At 56.6% G+C, this 16,239-nt stretch carries 16 protein-coding genes; 9 read left to right on the forward strand and 7 right to left on the reverse strand.

Features of this window, described 5'->3' with window-relative positions; translation table 11 throughout:
• Nucleotides 1-6: 6 nt before the first annotated feature.
• The 4 genes from gatB to SE15_RS01095 all read right to left on the reverse strand — a co-directional run bounded on the left by gatB (nt 7) and on the right by SE15_RS01095 (nt 5,458).
• Entirely contained in the window at nt 7-1,479 is a 1,473-nt protein-coding gene (gene gatB / locus SE15_RS01080) for an Asp-tRNA(Asn)/Glu-tRNA(Gln) amidotransferase subunit GatB (protein ID WP_054520258.1), read from the reverse strand.
• An 87-nt stretch (nt 1,480-1,566) separates the two neighbouring features.
• On the reverse strand, nt 1,567-3,042 hold the full coding sequence (locus SE15_RS01085) for a hypothetical protein (RefSeq protein ID WP_054520259.1): 1,476 nt from the start codon (nt 3,040-3,042) through the stop codon (nt 1,567-1,569).
• 56 nt (nt 3,043-3,098) lie between these two features.
• On the reverse strand, nt 3,099-4,064 hold the full coding sequence (locus SE15_RS01090) for an NAD-dependent epimerase/dehydratase family protein (protein WP_054520260.1): 966 nt from the start codon (nt 4,062-4,064) through the stop codon (nt 3,099-3,101).
• 47 nt (nt 4,065-4,111) lie between these two features.
• A complete protein-coding gene (locus SE15_RS01095) occupies nt 4,112-5,458 on the reverse strand; it encodes an FAD-dependent oxidoreductase (RefSeq protein WP_054520261.1) in 1,347 nt (448 codons plus the stop codon).
• 115 nt (nt 5,459-5,573) lie between these two features.
• Between SE15_RS01095 and SE15_RS01100 the strand changes: the two genes are divergently transcribed.
• The 5 genes from SE15_RS01100 to SE15_RS01120 are packed head-to-tail and all read left to right on the forward strand — an operon-like array spanning nt 5,574 to nt 10,261.
• Nucleotides 5,574-6,872, forward strand: coding sequence for a M16 family metallopeptidase (locus tag SE15_RS01100; RefSeq protein WP_054520262.1), 1,299 nt, complete (start codon nt 5,574-5,576; stop codon nt 6,870-6,872).
• Nucleotides 6,869-8,167: a M16 family metallopeptidase gene (locus tag SE15_RS01105; protein ID WP_054520263.1), complete on the forward strand. Its 1,299-nt coding sequence runs from the start codon at nt 6,869-6,871 to the stop codon at nt 8,165-8,167. The genes SE15_RS01100 and SE15_RS01105 overlap by 4 nt, the downstream gene beginning before the upstream one ends.
• A 4-nt stretch (nt 8,168-8,171) precedes the next feature.
• Complete coding sequence (gene acpS / locus SE15_RS01110; RefSeq protein ID WP_054520264.1) at nt 8,172-8,570, forward strand: holo-ACP synthase; 399 nt, start codon at nt 8,172-8,174, stop codon at nt 8,568-8,570.
• 43 nt (nt 8,571-8,613) lie between these two features.
• Nucleotides 8,614-9,330, forward strand: coding sequence for a metallophosphoesterase family protein (locus SE15_RS01115; RefSeq protein ID WP_160316637.1), 717 nt, complete (start codon nt 8,614-8,616; stop codon nt 9,328-9,330).
• A complete protein-coding gene (locus SE15_RS01120) occupies nt 9,293-10,261 on the forward strand; it encodes a DUF4032 domain-containing protein (RefSeq protein ID WP_054520266.1) in 969 nt (322 codons plus the stop codon). The genes SE15_RS01115 and SE15_RS01120 overlap by 38 nt, the downstream gene beginning before the upstream one ends.
• Before the next feature lie 10 nt (nt 10,262-10,271).
• Here SE15_RS01120 and SE15_RS01125 read toward each other — a convergent pair whose 3' ends face one another.
• Nucleotides 10,272-10,526, reverse strand: a complete 255-nt coding sequence (locus tag SE15_RS01125) for a hypothetical protein (protein ID WP_054520267.1) — start codon at nt 10,524-10,526, stop codon at nt 10,272-10,274.
• Between the two features lie 3 nt (nt 10,527-10,529).
• Nucleotides 10,530-11,330 carry a hypothetical protein gene (locus SE15_RS01130; protein ID WP_054520268.1) on the reverse strand — a complete coding sequence of 267 codons (801 nt, stop codon included), beginning with the start codon at nt 11,328-11,330 and terminating at the stop codon, nt 10,530-10,532.
• 176 nt (nt 11,331-11,506) lie between these two features.
• On the opposite strand from SE15_RS01130, the gene SE15_RS01135 reads away from it, so the two are divergent.
• Together SE15_RS01135 and SE15_RS01140 are read left to right on the forward strand one after the other, a co-directional pair.
• Nucleotides 11,507-12,415 (forward strand): lysophospholipid acyltransferase family protein, encoded by a 909-nt coding sequence (locus tag SE15_RS01135; RefSeq protein ID WP_054520269.1) that lies wholly within the window; start codon nt 11,507-11,509, stop codon nt 12,413-12,415.
• A gap of 148 nt (nt 12,416-12,563) precedes the next feature.
• On the forward strand, nt 12,564-13,349 hold the full coding sequence (locus SE15_RS01140) for a CDP-alcohol phosphatidyltransferase family protein (RefSeq protein WP_054520270.1): 786 nt from the start codon (nt 12,564-12,566) through the stop codon (nt 13,347-13,349).
• Here SE15_RS01140 and SE15_RS01145 read toward each other — a convergent pair.
• Nucleotides 13,328-14,518, reverse strand: a complete 1,191-nt coding sequence (locus SE15_RS01145; RefSeq protein ID WP_054520271.1) for an alpha/beta hydrolase — start codon at nt 14,516-14,518, stop codon at nt 13,328-13,330. The two genes, SE15_RS01140 and SE15_RS01145, sit on opposite strands and share 22 nt — an antisense overlap.
• Nucleotides 14,519-14,695: 177 nt before the next feature.
• Between SE15_RS01145 and rplS the strand changes: the two genes are divergently transcribed.
• Both rplS and SE15_RS01155 read left to right on the forward strand, forming a co-directional pair.
• Nucleotides 14,696-15,043: a 50S ribosomal protein L19 gene (gene rplS, locus SE15_RS01150; RefSeq protein WP_054520272.1), complete on the forward strand. Its 348-nt coding sequence runs from the start codon at nt 14,696-14,698 to the stop codon at nt 15,041-15,043.
• Nucleotides 15,044-15,182: 139 nt separating this feature from the next.
• Nucleotides 15,183-16,175, forward strand: coding sequence for a prenyltransferase (locus SE15_RS01155; protein WP_054520273.1), 993 nt, complete (start codon nt 15,183-15,185; stop codon nt 16,173-16,175).
• Nucleotides 16,176-16,239: the final 64 nt, after the last annotated feature.

Here is a 16,239-nt window from a genome sequence, read left to right on the forward strand (position 1 = left end):
GATCTTTCAGGACGTTTGACGCGCTTTTAACTCGGCTAGCTGACGCTCCAGTTCGGCGCGCAGGACTTGGGGGTTGGCCTTGCCGCCCACTGCGCGCATGACCTGGCCGAAGAACCAGTGGGCCAGGGTTTCTTTGCCCCGCAGGTAGGATTGTACCTCGGCCGGGTTTTCAGCAAGGACCTGGGCCACCAGAGCACGCAGGGCCTCAGCATCCGAGACCTGGCGCAAGCCGCGCGAATTAATAATGGCTGCGGCGCGTCCTCCGCTTTGCAACATTTCCAGAAGCACAGCCTTGGCGGTGGTCTGGTTGATCTCGCCACTCTGGAGGTACTCCAGCAATTCGACCAACGCCTCGGGGCCCGCTTTCAATTGCTCGATACTCTCACCGCTCTCGTTCATCCAGGCGAACAATTCGCCCAGGACCCAGTTGGCAATCATGCGCGGGGGCAGGTGAGGCGCTGCCTTGACGGCTGTTTCGTAATACTCAGCGACAGCGCGTTCGCCGACCAGGAGTGACGCATCGGTGGGAGAGAGCCCGTAGGTTTGGATGAAGCGTTGACGCCGTGCATGGGGTAATTCCGGCAGACCGGCGCGTATTTCGTCAATCCAGGCGGTTTCAACCACCAGCGGAGGCAGGTCGGGCTCGGGGAAGTAGCGGTAATCATGAGCCTCTTCTTTGCTGCGCTGAGAGTAAGTGCGGGCGTTGGCCTCATCCCAGCCAAGGGTCTCCTGCTCGATAGGCTGACCTTGACTGAGCAACCGACTTTGTCGCTCAATTTCGTAGGCCACGGCACGTTCCAAGGCACGGAAACTGTTGAGATTTTTGATCTCGACCCGTGTACCTAATTCGGAACTGCCCTTGGGACGCACGGAGACGTTAGCCTCAAAGCGAATGACCCCTTTTTCCATGTCACCTGAATTGACGCCCAGGTAGCGCAGTAATGTGCGCAAAGCCATGGCATAAGCACGCACCTCCTCGACGCTGAACAGGTCCGGCTCCGAGACGATCTCAAGCAGGGGCACGCCTGCGCGATTGAGGTCCACCAGCGAATAGGTTTCACCCTCTGGTGTGGTGACGTGGGTGAGTTTGCCGGTATCTTCTTCGAGGTGTACGCGGCGAATGCGTACGGCGCGTTCACCAGCGCTGGTAAAGATGGGCAACCGGCCATGCTGGGCCAGGGGGTATTCATACTGGGAGATCTGGTAGCCTTTGGGCAGGTCGGGGTAAAAGTAGTTTTTGCGTGCAAAGAGACTGTGGGTGGCGATTTCGCATTCCAGCGCCAGCGCCACTCGCAGGGCATACTCCACAGCGCGCTGATTAATGACCGGTAAAACTCCCGGCATGCCGGCACAGACCGGGCATACGGCAGTATTTGGCTCGGCTTGAGTGGCATCTACCACCGGGCAGGCACAAAACATTTTAGAGCGGGTTTGGAGTTCGGCGTGGACTTCTAAACCAATGACGGGCTCATATTCCATGATTCCCTCACCATGCTAAACTTTACCCCACCTCCCTGCTGGAAGGCTCGCGGGTGATTTTACCACTAAACCCAGCCTTGCCGCGGCTTATTGATAATTCCAGATCAGATAACTGTCGCTGGTGCAAATAGGCTGATCGGAGGGCAGGGAGAGGCAAACCTGGTAGGCAATGACGCTCCCATTCGGTTGCTCGGGGATCAGGGGGGCTATACTCAGGTGTGCCCGCCCCTGGGTATCCGTGGGGGGCAGGCGATATTCCAGACGCGTGCCGTCGGCCAGGGTGAGCCACAGACGCGATTCAATCCCTGCCAGCGGGCGCTGGTCGCGCGCATCCAGGACAATGATCTCAAACGACTGGGGTTGATCGGCCGGCACTCGGCTCGAGGCAGCCGTGGCAAAGAGGCGAATGGTCTGGGGAGAATAGAGCAGGGGCAACGCACCGCTTTCATGCTGGATGCGGCGCAGGTACTCCAGCCCCAAGGGGAGCAGGCGCACGCGCAAACTAGGGGCGGCAGTATGGTCGTAGAGCAGGCAGTAATTTTCGAAGCATTGACGGTAGCGCTTCTCACCCACGGCGGCAATTTCTTCCAGCGGATTGCCCGAAATCTCTCGCCCGCCGTGCTGAGCGATGAACTCATCGAACACCCGCGGGACGTGGAACCCAAGGTCACCGTGAACGGGATAAAAGACCATCCCATCGGCTTCCCCGTAGATTTGGGGCCCGGGTGGATAATCGGGGAAACCCAACATCCGACTGAGTGGGCGCAGGCGCATGGCGTTAGGATTATCGGCGGGGGCATAGAGCACAACCGTCTCATAAATCTGCTCGGTGGCGCCATCGGGCGCGGTGTAGGGCTCACTCAGCGGACGCCCAAAGGCTGCCAGTCCTCCCAGACGCGCCAGGCGCGAGAGGAACGGTTGCGCCACCTGGTTGGAAAGCGGGGTTACAATCCCGTTGAGGGGCGCCTGATAGCGGCAGTAAGCATCACAGGCATACACCCCATAAGCGAGCAAGCGCACATTCCCGGGCGGTTCATCCAGGCTGCGATAAAAGCCCACGTTTTCAAAGTATTGTTCAATTCGGTTGTGAGTGGCGTTGTAGCGGGGTTGGGTCAAAGGGCGACCGGCATACAGTGAGCCCCCTAAGCGGTCGTAAAGCGGTACAAATTCTTCGTAAATCAGGTAGCCGTTGACGAGGGGACCTTCACCGGAGACCACGCCCGGATCTTCACGCAGGTTGAGCACCTGTCCAAGAGGAAAAAGGTAAAAGCGCCGGCGCTCTTCGGCATAGGGATTGAAGCACATCAGCGCGTTTTGGGTGTACTGGCATAAATCGGCCTCGAAGCGGAACGCACGGGTAATGGCAGGACCCAAAATTGTTTCACCCCCCAGCATGCGGTAGAATTCGCGGAATACCGGGTCAACCTCGAAAATCCCGGGGTGAGAAGTGGTCTGCGATCCGTAAGAAGAGCATCCGCCCAGGATGAGGATGACAACCAGCACAAGCCATCGGTGCCACGAGCGTATAAGATCAGATGTGGGTTTGCTTTCCCCGCTTCTCATTCCCACTCTTCCTCAAACTTGTACCAAAATAGGGTGGCGCCGCGCCGGAGAATGTTTCATGTTGCCCCCTGCTCCCCGTGTTTGGGGGTGCCATTGCGCCGCCTCAGGCGCGGATCGCGTTCCAAGGTCAGTCGCAACCCCTCTTCCAGACTTATGCGGGGTCGGTAGCCGAGTTTTTCGGCGGCCAGGTGGATATCGGCACACATTCGCGGGGGGCCACCATCTGCACGCGGGTTATAGACCACTTCGGGCTGGGTACCGGTTACTTCGAGCACCAGCCGCACCAATTCGCGCACGCTGGTTTCACGCCCGCTTCCTACGTTGATGATGGCCTGATTCACCTCCCTGGCTGTTGCCGCCGCGACCATGGCTTCAACCACATCGTCTACGTACACATAATCACGGGTCTGGGAGCCGTCACCATGGACGACCAATGTGCCCTCTTGAATTGCCTGGCGCAGAAAGTTGGGGACAACCGGGGCATGGACGGGAGGGAGATGCTGGCCCGGTCCGTAGGCGTTGAAGACGCGCAAACATATGGTTTCAATGCCCCACAGGGCACCGATGGTGCGCACGTAGTACTCGGCAGCCAATTTAGAGACGGCATAGGGTGAACGCGGGTTGGGGATGGCATCTTCGCGTACCGGTTGGTGTTCCTGATAGCCGTATACGGCGCCGGAGGAAATAAACACCACCCGGCGCACCCCCACGTCGCGCATGGCTTCCATCAAGGTGACGGTACCGCCCACATTGACGAGGTTGTATTCGCGAGGGTAAAGAATCGATTCGGGCACCAGTACGCGTGCGGCCAGGTGATAGACGCAATCCACTTCCTGAAGCAGTGTCCAGAGCTTGGGGCGGTCGTTAACATCCCCGCGGGTAAAGTGAACCTCCGGGGAAAGGCTGGCCGGGTCCCCGGTGGAACAATCATCCAGACCGATGACGGTGTGACCCTCGGCGACCAAACGATTTGAGAGCGCTGATCCCAGGAATCCGGCGGCTCCGGTAACCAGAAAACGCATTGAACCTCGTTGGGTATAGGCTAAAAATTATTATAGCATCGGCTTGGTTAGTGTACCACGCCCAGCAGTCCCATGGTCTCAAGCATTTCCTCATTGGTGGCAAAGCGATATTCCTCCAGGCCGAGTGCCTGGGCACGTTCAGCCTCAGCCTGATACAAGCGTGCCAGATGCTCTTTGGTTACCACGGGGTGGGGTAAATCCTGGATGGCCTGTTCAATGGCAGGCAGTAGAGGGGTGGGCAGGGGGGTAAGGTTGCCGAGGTATTGAAGCATGGCCCGTGCGGCATTGACCCCGTCCCTACGAGCCACTCCCACCAATCCGCTGCTGGCTTTGCGCGACCAGCCGGCTACGAAGACCCCTTCAATGGGCTCGTTGCGCTCACTATCATAGGCTTCGTAAGATTCGCCCTCGATGGGGAAGCGCGGGTGGGGGTTTTTGTCGAATTCGTAGCGGTGGACGGGCAGACCAATGCTTTCATCTACTCGATCGCCGATGGCAAAGATGAGGGTATCCACCGGCATCACCCAGGTGTGACCTAGCCCCTTGGCAACAACCTCGCCATTTTGAAGCACCAGGGTGTTATCCTCCAGTTCAACACCCCCGACGGCACCTTGTCCGTTATCCAGGATGCGGCGCGGGGAAGCCAGGAAACGGATCCACAGACGGGTGGTGGAGCGGCGAGGACCGGCCTTGGCGATGGCTGCACGCACGAATTCGCGTGAGGTTTCGGGGTCCTGCCCAAGCGCGCGCATGATTGGCGCCACGCGTTCAAGTTCAGCCTCAAAGGCCTGCCAGTCCAGGTTGGCCGCTACGCTCTCCAGTTCACGGCGGTCAAATTTAACCTCTTTGGGGCCGCGGCGCACAATGACCACTACCTCACCCACTTGGCGAACCTCAATCAGGTAGCGCGCCACGTCCACCATCACGTTGCCTCCGCCGACAATGGCCACCTTATTCCCGATCCGATACGTGCGCTGGCTATATGGAGGGAGTTTGTTATAATGGTACACAATATCCTTGGCGTGATAAACGCCTTCCAGGTTTTCGCCAGGGAGACCCAGCCATTTGGTGCCCTGAGCACCGACGGCGACCAGGATGGCCTGGAAGCCCAGGCGGCGCAGGTCATCTAGAGTGAAATCACCATCTCGCCCGATGCGGACATAACCATAGTAATGCACTTCGGGCAAAGAGAGGATTTGTTGGAATTGAGCACGCAGGCCGTTTTTGAGGCGCAGTTTATCGGGATAGATACCGTATTCGGCCAACCCCCCTGGCCGAATGTCGCGGTTGAACAGGACAACCTGAATGCCGTGTTCGGCAAGGTGCTGTGCGGCGTAGAGGCCGGCAGGTCCAGCACCGGCGATAGCAACCCAATAACGGTTTTCAAGGTTCATCGCATGCTCCTGAGCGGCAATTTGGGCATTCCCTCTTTATTATAAATGGTCTTTGAATTGGAGATCACGGGTAACTTGGGTGTGATTCAGATGAAATGAGGAGGTTTCGATTTTTATGACGAACGAGGCATCGGTCACGCGGGCACAATTATCCAATAGATTGATGGTGTTGCTAAAAGAGGTGCACACCGCGCCGCTGATCAGTTTCTGGGTCTGGTACCGGGTGGGCTCACGCGATGAATTGCCCGGCAAGACCGGTATTTCGCATTGGGTGGAACACATGCAGTTCAAGGGCACCCCGCGTTTTCCCTCCGGATTGCTGGATCGGTGGATCTCGCGGGAAGGGGGCATGTGGAACGCCTTTACCTACCTCGATTGGACGACTTACTTTGAAACCTTGCCGGCGGATAAGATTGACCTGGCCCTGGACCTGGAAGCAGATCGCATGGTCAATAGCCGCTTCGACCCTGAGGAGGTGGAGGCAGAACGTACGGTGATCCTTTCGGAACGCGAGGGAAGTGAGAACGAACCGCTTTTCTTGTTGGGGGAGGCCGTGCAGATGGCAGCCTTTGACCGGCACCCTTACCGCTACGAAGTGATTGGCTTGAAGGAGGATCTGCGCCGGCTGACTCGGGATGATCTTTACCAGCATTATCGGCGCTACTACACACCTGCGAACGCACTCATTGCCGTGGCGGGCGATTTTGAAACCACCCTCATGCTCGAAAAGATTGAGAAGGCCTTCGGTGGTCTTCCGGCGGGTGAAGCGGTGAAGCGGGAGATCCCCCCTGAGCCGCCTCTTGAGCAGGAGCGCCGGATCACCGTAAAGGGGCCGGGATCCACGGTCTTCATGCATCTGGCTTATCGTGCGCCTGCTGCCAGCGATCCGGATTTCTTTGCCTTTACGGTGTTGGATAGCCTGCTTTCAGGACCAAGCAGTTTGAATATGTTCGGCGGGGGTGGTGTTTCGAACAAGACCTCACGTCTTTATCGGGCGCTGGTCGAACGCGAACTGGCGGTCAGTGTGGGCGGTGGGTTGCATGCCACGATTGATCCATACCTCTACGATTTGGTGATCACCATCCACCCCGAGAGTTCACCCGAAGCGGTCCTGAAAGCCATTGATGCCGAAATCCAGCGCCTGCAGGAGGAACGTGTGCGGGAAGAAGAGATCCAGCGTGCCCTCAAGCAAGCGCGTGCGCTCTTTGCCTACGGCAGTGAAAACATCACTAATCAGGGATTCTGGTTGGGGTTCTCGGAGATGTTTGCCACTTACGATTGGTTTGCCCACTATGTGGAGAATCTTTCGGCAGTGCAGGCTGAGGACGTACAGCGCATTGCCCAGACCTACCTCCAACCCCAGCGGCGCGTTGTCGGCATTTATCAACCCACCGGAGAGGAGACCCCGGCATGATGGCGACCCTTTCACCTGCAACCTGGCGTTCCCTTCCCGGGCCAGAGGATATTACCCGGGTTGAACTTCCCAATGGCATTGTGGTGCTGACGCGCAGTAATTTCAACAGCTCTTCAGTGGTCATTAATGGTTATCTCCCTTGTGGCAGCCTGTACGACCCACCCGATAAACTCGGGCTGGCGGGTTTTACAGCGCGGGCGTTGATGCGTGGGACGGCACGCTACGATTTCCAAGCCCTTCATGAGGCCCTCGAGTCTGTGGGGGCCAGCCTGGGGTTCAGCGCCAACGTGCACACCATTACCTTTGGGGGCAGGGCGCTGGCCGAAGATCTGCCGCTCTTGCTGAACCTGCTTTCCACCTGCGTGCGCGAACCCACTTTTCCCCATGACCAGGTGGAGCGTTTGCGTGCTCAGCTTTTGACCAGCTTGGCAATTCGGGCACAGGACCCGGCTGAAATGGCCGAACTCACCTTCGATGCCCTGCTCTTTCCTGATCATCCCTATGGACGCTCCGAAGATGGTTACCCGGAAACGGTCAAATCAATTCGCCGTGAGGATTTAGAGGCATTTCATCGTGCCTACTTTCGGCCTCAGGGGATGGTATTGGTTGTGGTGGGGGCAGTTGCGGCTGAGGAGGTCATTGCCCAGGTTAACGCCGTACTGGGGAATTGGCTCGCTACGCCGGCCGACGAAAATCGCATTGTGCCTCCGGTGGCACCCCCGCGTCAGACTGTGCGCCAGCACGTTCCCCTGCCTGATAAGGTCCAAACCGAATTGGTGATCGGCACCTTAGGGCCTAAGCGCAACCACCCCGACTACCTGCCAGCCTCGTTGGGCAACAACATTCTAGGGCAATTCGGCATGATGGGACGCATTGGCGAGGTGGTGCGCGAGAAGGCGGGGCTGGCCTATTACGCCATGAGCAGTCTGAATGCCTGGATGGTTGCCGGTTCCTGGGAGGTCAACGCTGGGGTGAATCCGGCTAACCTGGACCGGGCCATTGAACTGATCCGGGAAGAGATCCGACGCTTTGTTAGCGAGCCGGTCACCGAGGAAGAGCTCAGCGACACTCAGGCCCATTTCATCGGGCGACTTCCGCTTTCGCTGGAATCGAATGCGGGGGTGGCCGGTGCACTGCTAAACATGGAGCGTTTCCAACTGGGGTTAGACTATCTACAACGTTATCCACAACAGGTCCTTGCCGTTACGCGGGAGCAAATTCTGGAGGTGGCGCGTCGCTATCTGGATCCGGAGCGCCTGATCATTGTGAGCGCGGGACCGCCGGCCGAGGGGTGACCCGATGACCTTGCGGTGTGGAATTGACCTGGTTGAAATTCGGCGTCTGGAGCACCTTGATCCTCAAATTCGCCAGCGCTTCCTGCACCGCGTCTTCACCCCGCAGGAACTCGATGATGCTCAAGAGGATCTGATGGTGTTGGCGGGGCGCTTTGCGGCAAAAGAGGCTGTGGCGAAGGCGCTGGGGTGCGGCATCGGCCCAATTTCCTGGCAGGAAATCGAGGTGCAACGTGGGCCGGAGGGTCAGCCCTTGCTTCGTCTGCATGGTCGGGCGGCGGAACGGGCCGCGGCGCTTAACCTGTGCGAATGGTCCATCAGCATCACGCATACCCGAGATCTGGCAATGGCTATGGCCGTGGCGCTGGGACCATCCGGGTCGCCTTCGGACCTACCAGGGGCTTGAGCCCCATTGAATGGTGTGCTATGATGAAGGCGCGGATGGCCATATGAACATCCTGGCGGTCAGTGATGTGGAACTTGGGTTTATCTACGACGCGAACATTGTGAACCGTTTTCGCCACATTGATCTGGTGATCAGTTGCGGCGATCTACCCCATTATTATCTCGAATTCATTGTTAGCATGCTGAACCGCCCGTTGTATTACGTATTGGGCAATCACGTTAGTAAGACTGAGGTGGGGGTAGGAGGTGAACGCCGGGCTCCCTGGGGGGCTATTAATCTGCATCGGCGCGTGATTCGCACGCCGGAGGGTTTGCTACTGGCCGGTATTGAAGGGTGCTTGCAGTATAATTACGGGCCGCACCAGTACTCTCAGGCCGAGATGTGGGCGCTGGTGCTGGGGCTGGTGCCGGGCTTGTTAATCAATCGCCTGATTTACGGGCGCTACCTGGATATTTTTGTCACTCACGCGCCACCCTGGAAGATTCACGATTTGGACGATCGTCCGCATCGTGGCATTAAGGCTTTCCGCTGGCTGATTGAGACCTTTCAGCCGGCATATCATCTGCACGGTCATGTGCATGTTTATCGCAATGATATTCCCACGGTCACCCGCGTGGGTAAAACTGTGGTGATCAATGCTTATGGGTATCGAGAGATAACCTATGAAGTGCCGGCTCCACGGCCATGGTTCTGGCAGCGGCGCGTGGCACAGGAGGCTCTGCATGAGCGAAATACCCCCTCGGGACGAATCACTGATTGAGCAAATCGCCAAAGCCGATTTTGAGGCGGCATTGCGCAAAGGCTTCTGGCGTTCGGTACTTTCGTGGTTTTCTCAATCCAGCAACCGCCTCTTGCCTTTCGATGAGGTACGGGCCCGCCTTCCAATGCGCGGCCAGCGTTACATCGGTCTGAGAGAAGTCCCCATTGAAAAGATCATCGGCAGTGTGGGGCGTTATCAGGATTTTGACCGGGCTTTTCTGCCACGTCATTCTCGCACAGCCTCGCGCTGGATCAGTATTGACGCGGCTCATCTCCAGGAGATTGACCTCCCGCCAGTGGAACTCTATAAAATTGGCGAGGCGTATTTTGTGAAGGACGGCAATCATCGCGTTTCTGTGGCGCGGGAACGGGGCCAGAAATTCATTGATGCCTACGTCATTGAAATTGACACACCGGTTCCCATTGATGAGCATACCGACATTGATGAGTTGATCACCCTGCATGAGAAGGGAGAATTTTATGCGAAAACCCAATTGGATCAACTCCGTCCCGGCGCTAAAATTGATCTGACACTGCCCGGCCAGTATGCCAAATTATTGGAACACATAGATGTACACCGCTACTTTATGGGCTTAGAGCGTGGGCAGGAAGTGCCGTATGAAGAAGCGGTGACGTCCTGGTATGATGAAGTTTACCTGCCTCTGGCGCGGGTCATTGAGGAGGCCGATTTGCTGAAAGAATTTCCCGGCCGGACGGTGAGTGACCTGTACTTATGGATCATCGAACACTTGTGGTATTTGCGGGAGCAATACCGCCGTGAGGTGACTCCTGAAGAGGCGGCCAATCACTTTCGTGAGCAGTTCGGAGGGGCGAAGTCAGCCACGCCCCTTGGGGTGTTGCGCCGCCTCTTTCAGGGTTTAGCGGTCCATTCGGATCCATCTCCTTCTTCGAAGGGAGATCCAGCGGACTGACCGAGCGCGGCTATCCTTGCATAGATGGAGCAGGGTCACCCAGTTCGAGCAGGCCCAGCCAGAGGTGATTACGGAGCACGCGCCGGTTGGTGCGTACCTCGATTTCGTTGACTTGCATTCGTTCTTGTCCAAGCATGCTGGGATGAACGTAGCACAGGTTGGGGCGAATGCCGTATTTCTTTTGGTAATAGTCCGCCGCGCGGTGGACTTTGGTGCGCAAATCGGCTTTGGGATCATCGTCATACCAGAGCATTCCCATTTTCATGCTTCACCTCATTCGTGCAATTTCGGGCAGCCAGAGATGGATCCATTGGCCCTGGCTGCGTAAACTGAAACAACGTGTTTGGGGTAGAAATTGGCTCAGTGGGTTCTCAGGAACACTAAAATGCTTTTTTTGCGCGGAGCTCAAATCGGCTCCCCAGATGAGGGTTCGAAAGCGACGCAACCATCGCAACAAGTGAGTCTCCGTTTCGGTCGTTGTTGCCACAATGGGCCAGATTTTCTGCGCCGGCCCATAATGGAGCAGGTGCTCAAAGGCCCATATGGCTTCGTGATCGATTTGAAGAATCCATTCTAACTTGTCAATCATGAGGACGACTGAGGGGCCATTCCATCGCCCGTGTTGGCGAGAATCGGAAAGATCGGCGAGTTCGAGTAGCCGGGTTTCTAAATCCCGCTCAAATGGATTTATCACGCGTTCCAGAGGATGAAGCGAGGGGGTTTTAGTATCAGTTGCCCGGAATATCTGCAATGAAAAGGGAGCATTCGCCACCTGTAAAGATTGGCAGATGACGTCTAGCATCTCAGATGAAGTGGAGGTCTGAGCGGCAATGACTAATAATGCCCCCGGTGATGGATTGCGAAGATCAAGCAACAACGGGATACCGTCCTCACATACTCCCAGGAGAGCCGTTTCGTGACTTATAAAGGGCAACCCGGCAAGCACCTCGTGCAGGTTGGGTAGTTGCGCCTGAATCCGATCGGAGGTGAAGGATTGAGGGGGAAGTGGAATCTCTCCGGTTGCAACCATGGAAGAGCCAATTTGATATTTCTGGGTCAGGACGGTCATGGTTTTCTCCTTTTGTCGTATCGAAGCCATTTCTTTATAAAGGGCTATTTCAGTATAACAGAACATTTGTTCTAATACAAGGGGAAAACTGGGTGATTTCTGAAACAAATTTCAATTCACCACAACGAAAAGCGGGTATCATAACCGGGTAAAATCAAAGCGGGAGGCATTGCGGCATGAACCTATTACAATCCTTGCTGTACAGCCGTTTGGCCGTTGTGCTTGGGCTGGGGATCAGCCAGAGCCTGCCCCCGTCGTTGGGATATCGAATTGCCGATTTGGGGGCTGCGTTGGTGGCTGCGCGCTCGCAATCTGCCATTGTGCGGGCGATTTACGTTAACCAGTGGGTTGTGCGTGGGGGGAACCTAACGCATTCGGAAATGCGCAAACTGACGCGCAAAATATTGCGCCTCCACGCCCGGAATTTGTATATTTACTTCCATACTCTTAATCGCCCTCAGGAGGTTCTGGAAAGGGTTTCGTTTTCGCCTGAGTTTCAGGTCCTTTTTGATCGTTTATTGCAGGAAGGGGGACCTGCCCTCATTGTCACTCCCCACCTGAGTAATTTCGATCTGGCAGGACGTGCGTTAGCGTTGCGGGGCTTGCGGTTTCAGGTGCTTTCTTACCCTCAACCTCCTGGAGCATACCGCTGGCAGAATCGCTTGCGTCGCGAAAGCGGTATTGAGGTCACCCCCATTTCGATGAGCGCCCTACAACAAGCCCGCGCACGCTTGCAAAATGGGGGGGTGGTGCTGACGGGGATTGACCGTCCGGTAAGTGAGACGCGCTACTTTCCCCGTTTTTTCGGGCGCCCCGCACCTCTACCGGTTTTTCACGTGCGCCTGGCTTTGCAACTCAATCTGCCCATTATCCTCGTGGCATGTGTGGGTGTCGGAGATGGACGCTATGCGGTTGTTGCACGGCCCCCGGTGCCCATGCAACCGGCAGAAACCCTGGAACGTTCCCTGCTCCAAAATGCCGAGGCTGTTTTGCACGAAGCCGAGGTCTTAATCCGTCAGGTGCCCGATCAGTGGGCCATGTTTTACCCGGTCTGGCCTGAGGTGGCATCCGTGCTACCTTTCTAATGGAGTGGGGTTATATTTTGTGCCGGTTCTCTCCGCTCCGGTTTCAAAATGAGAAGAATGGTTTCATCAGATCTTCAAAATTAGGGGCTGGTTTTTGCCTCGCATTCGTTCTATAATGGGGTTAAACCACCTATCCAGGAGTATGCTTATGGACCAACCCAACTTGAAAGAGCATCAACGTATTAACGATATCCTGCTGGGGCCGCTTGAACGCCCGGCGTTAGCCTGGTTAGCCCGCATCATGCCCGCCTGGGTCACTCCCGATTTATTAACGGCGATTGGGTTTCTTTCCAGTGTGTTGGTTGCTGTGAGTTACGGATTGACCTCCGTGCATCCGGCGTTTCTATGGTTGGCCTCGCTGGGATTTGTTTTGAACTGGTTTGGCGATAGCCTGGATGGAACATTGGCCCGCTACCGCAAGATTGAACGTCCGCATTACGGGTTCTTTATTGACCATTTGGTGGATACGGCCAGTGTGGTCCTGATCTTTATTGGGCTGGGGCTGTCGCCGTATGTGAATCTCACCGTTGCCCTGCTGGGAGCCATCAGTTATCTGCAAACTTCCATTGTCGTGTATCTACTGATGATCACCAAGGGGGTTTTCCGCATCTCGTTCGCTAAAATTGGGCCCACGGAAGTGCGTGCCATGGCCATTCTTGCCAATGCCATCATCTTCTTCATCGGTAATCCGACTTTTACCACTTCCCTGGGCGTAGTGGCCCTTTATGACATCATCGTCGTTTTTGTAGCCACCTTGTTACTGGTGTTCTCGATCATTGTGGCCGTCCAGACAGGCGCCGAACTGGCTCGTCAGGACGATCTGGCGCGCGAGAAGAAGGCCACCGTGCGTAAGGAGCGCCGCCGGACCAAGGTCAAAACGACACGACGTTCAAGCACGGCGCGAGGGGCCATTCACGGCATGCCGCCTGCCTGATCGCCTCCAGGTAATATTTGAGCACCTTTGCGTGGACGTCCGCGCCGTGGTTTTACCGGCGCGGACGTCTCTTTATCTGGGGCTTCCGGGGGGGTAGAGGGCAACACCCCTGAAGCAGGGGGGGTTTGTGCCGGGTGCGGAGGCTCTACTATAGCCGGGTTGGCGAGAGAGAACGCTATTGACTCCGCATGTCTCTTTTGAGCGGTACGTCGCCGCCGAGGGGGTGGGGGTGCTTCTCCAACCGGGGCAGGCTCAATGAGATTGAAAGAGCGCAGAAACGTTTCAATCCGTTCGAAGTAGGCGGCCGGATTTAGCGTGTAGGCCTCTACGTGACCGGCCCCTTCAACAACATGAAGCAGGCATTGTCCTTCAGGGGCAGCATGCCATAATTGCTGAGCGGCTTCCAGCGGAATCAGATCATCGGCACTGCCGTGAATGATCAGGACCGGCGCGTGCAATACAGGCATAACTTCTACAGGGGCCACCTGACGCGGGGAAAATCTGCCGAAGATCCGACACATAACACTGGTCAGGGGATAAAAGGGGAAAAGGGGGAGATGGTAGTCTTTTTGGAGAACCCGCTGAAAGACTTCTTCCAGGCGGGCGTAGGGACTATCGGCAATGACAAAGGACACCCGCGGATCCAGGGCTGCATGCAGCAAACAGGTGGCTGCCCCCAGAGATTCGCCCATCGTCCCGACCTTCCCATTGGGGCCCAGGCGTTCCAGCGCCCAGGTGGTGAGGGCTTTCAGATCATGACGTTCGAAATAGCCATAGGTGCAGGTTGTACCGCCACTGAGTCCGTGCCCTCGTTGATCGAACAGCAGGACATTGAAGCCGAGGCGATGAAAGAAGGGCACAAGTCTGATTCCCCCGAAACGACTGTAGCCGTGCCCGTGAGCGTAAATGAGAGTGTGCCTGGCGTCGGGCTGGGGAAAATAGGTTGCGGCCAGGTAGTAGCCCAGCGGAGAGCGAATTTTAACCTCTTCCTTAGGCCAGGCGCGATACGCCTTCTCATCGAGCCGACCGTGCTCGACTTCAATCTGGTAGGTCTTGAGTAAAGGAATGACGCGCGGATGCAGCGCGCGCCAGCACAGGTAGGCACTGAAAAGCACCAGCGCAAGCAGAAGTGCACTCGCAATTGTTGCCACAACCAAAACAATTGTCAACCCAGCCTCCGTTGGGCGTATCCGAGAAAGGCCGTGCCTCTATTGTACTCGATTTGACCCTACTGCGAGATAAAAAATTTGCACCTTCCCGTGTGCGAAGGTTGTGGTATAATTTGCCTTCGCCTTGACCAGGGGCAACCGGGCACCTGGCAGAGCCTGTGAACTGAGGGTGTTGCGATGAATGATTTGATTAAAGCCATTGAACCCGCGCCTAATCCCAACATTCCGCCTTTGCGGCCGGGCGATCAGGTTTCGGTGCACGTGAAAATCGTGGAAGGTGGGCGCGAACGCATCCAGGAATTTAAGGGTACGGTGCTGGCTGTTCACAATAATGGGGCCGGTTCAACCTTCACCGTGCGCCGTATCGCTAGTAACGGGATTGGGGTAGAGCGCACTTTTCTTTTCACTTCTCCGCGCATTGAAAAGGTGGTTGTGGAGCGCCACAGCAAAGTACGACGCGCCCGTTTGTATTACCTGCGCTCGCGCACCGGCAAGAGCGCGCGGCTCAAGCAGAAGTTTGATTGATACCCAGATAGTGGGTCTTCTTCTCCCCTAAAGGCGCAGATGCGAGGTGGGCTGCGCCTTTTTTTCGTTAACCCAGCCGGATGGAGTATAATACGCGTTGCTTTACCCGAACACTCTGAATTTATGGAGGCGTAGTTCAATGAATGTGCGAATGTGGATACAAGCTTTGCGCGTGATCCCGCGAATCAGCCGTGAAGAATGGCAACGGCTGGATATCATTTCGCGCTGGTTGATATCTACCCGGGCGGCGGTATTGATTATGACCTTTACCTCGGCCGGGATTGCCGGTCTTTTGGCCGCCCACGCCGGAAAGTTTGATCTCCTGCGCTGGTTCTTGCTCACTATTGGGTTGATCTTTGCCCACGCCACTAACAACCTGCTCAATGATTACACCGATTACGCCCGCGGGGTGGATGCCAACAACTACTTCCGCACCCAGTACGGCCCGCAGCCCTTGGAGCAAGGGCTGATGACCAAACGTGAGCATCTGACCTACGCAGCCGTGACCGGCCTGATTGCCCTGGCGGCCGGGGCGTACCTGGTGGCCGTCAACGGCCCGCTGGCGCTGGGGTTGTTGCTGATTGGCGCCTTCTTTGTGCTTTTTTACACCTACCCCCTGAAATACGTGGGTTTGGGCGAACTGGCGGTTCTGCTGGTTTGGGGACCTCTGATGATCGGGGGGGGTTATTATGTCATTACAGGACAGTGGGATTGGAATGTGGCCCTGGCGGGCCTGGTCTATGCCCTGGGACCAACAACCGTGATTTTCGGCAAGCACATTGATAAGCGGGCCGAAGATGCGGCCAAAGGTATCCGCACCCTGCCTGTGATCCTGGGTGAAACAGCCTCGCGCTATGTGGTTCTGGCGATGATGGCGCTGGAGTACCTGGGAGTGATCGCCCTGGTGTTGATGGGGTATTTCTCGCCGGTGATGCTGGTGGTGCTGGGAGCCCTTTACTGGTTGCGCCCGGCGCTGACGGTGTATCGTCGGCCTCGCCCTAGCGAGCCCCCGCGGGAAGAACCGGCGCGCAGTGCCTGGCCGCTCTATTTTGTGGCCGCCTCGTTTTACCAGAGCCGGGCTTACGGCCTGTTCTTCATGCTGGGGTTGATTTTGCAACTGATTGTGCGATAGGTCGCTCGCTTGCCTTCTCGACGCCGGGGTTTGCTCTCTGCGGACCCTGGCGTTTCTTTGGCTG

This window comes from Thermanaerothrix daxensis (assembly GCF_001306145.1).
Classification (GTDB): Bacteria; Chloroflexota; Anaerolineae; order Anaerolineales; family Anaerolineaceae; genus Thermanaerothrix; species Thermanaerothrix daxensis.

Coding starts and splice junctions, on each gene's coding strand:
- gatB (WP_054520258.1), bottom strand. CDS start 1,479: ATGGAATATGAGCCCGTCATTGGTTTAGAAGTCCACGCCGAACTCCAA.
- SE15_RS01085 (WP_054520259.1), bottom strand. CDS start 3,042: ATGAGAAGCGGGGAAAGCAAACCCACATCTGATCTTATACGCTCGTGG.
- SE15_RS01090 (WP_054520260.1), bottom strand. CDS start 4,064: ATGCGTTTTCTGGTTACCGGAGCCGCCGGATTCCTGGGATCAGCGCTC.
- SE15_RS01095 (WP_054520261.1), bottom strand. CDS start 5,458: ATGAACCTTGAAAACCGTTATTGGGTTGCTATCGCCGGTGCTGGACCT.
- SE15_RS01100 (WP_054520262.1), top strand. CDS start 5,574: ATGACGAACGAGGCATCGGTCACGCGGGCACAATTATCCAATAGATTG.
- SE15_RS01105 (WP_054520263.1), top strand. CDS start 6,869: ATGATGGCGACCCTTTCACCTGCAACCTGGCGTTCCCTTCCCGGGCCA.
- acpS (WP_054520264.1), top strand. CDS start 8,172: ATGACCTTGCGGTGTGGAATTGACCTGGTTGAAATTCGGCGTCTGGAG.
- SE15_RS01115 (WP_160316637.1), top strand. CDS start 8,614: ATGAACATCCTGGCGGTCAGTGATGTGGAACTTGGGTTTATCTACGAC.
- SE15_RS01120 (WP_054520266.1), top strand. CDS start 9,293: ATGAGCGAAATACCCCCTCGGGACGAATCACTGATTGAGCAAATCGCC.
- SE15_RS01125 (WP_054520267.1), bottom strand. CDS start 10,526: ATGAAAATGGGAATGCTCTGGTATGACGATGATCCCAAAGCCGATTTG.
- SE15_RS01130 (WP_054520268.1), bottom strand. CDS start 11,330: ATGACCGTCCTGACCCAGAAATATCAAATTGGCTCTTCCATGGTTGCA.
- SE15_RS01135 (WP_054520269.1), top strand. CDS start 11,507: ATGAACCTATTACAATCCTTGCTGTACAGCCGTTTGGCCGTTGTGCTT.
- SE15_RS01140 (WP_054520270.1), top strand. CDS start 12,564: ATGGACCAACCCAACTTGAAAGAGCATCAACGTATTAACGATATCCTG.
- rplS (WP_054520272.1), top strand. CDS start 14,696: ATGAATGATTTGATTAAAGCCATTGAACCCGCGCCTAATCCCAACATT.
- SE15_RS01155 (WP_054520273.1), top strand. CDS start 15,183: ATGAATGTGCGAATGTGGATACAAGCTTTGCGCGTGATCCCGCGAATC.